The sequence below is a fragment of the Streptomyces sp. NRRL B-1140 genome (assembly GCF_001280065.1).
Classification (GTDB): domain Bacteria; phylum Actinomycetota; class Actinomycetes; order Streptomycetales; family Streptomycetaceae; genus Streptomyces.
Genome location: NZ_LGEA01000035.1, coordinates 1 through 318, shown reverse-complemented (window position 1 = coordinate 318; position 318 = coordinate 1). Strand labels below are relative to the sequence as shown.

1 pseudogene is annotated in these 318 nt (G+C 72.6%); it reads right to left on the bottom strand.

The annotated features are described in order from the left end of the window. Positions 1-175: pseudogene (locus ADK65_RS39105) on the bottom strand (DUF488 family protein); the annotation flags it as partial. Positions 176-318: the final 143 nt, after the last annotated feature.

The following is a 318-nucleotide window of genomic DNA, read 5'->3' as shown; positions in this document are numbered from 1 at the left end:
TCCGCTCGGGCGTCTTCGACGCGGTCAGCAGAGTCACGTCGCCCTCACGGGCCAGCTCACGCACACCGTCGAGCGCCGCGGACGCCTCGTCGGAGGAGACCTCCGCCTCGTACCGCTCGGCGAACTCCTCGTACGAGGCCTCGCCCGCGTGGTACGAGCGGCGCAGCTCGACGGAAAGATGAACCCGCTCCCCGAAAAGCCGCTGCTGGCCGCGGCCGCCCCCCCCCGCAAGATCGGGCCCCGCGACCTGCAGATCCCCACCCCCTACGCCAAGGACGCCCAGGTGCGGGGCATCCGCAACGCCCGCCGCTACATCGG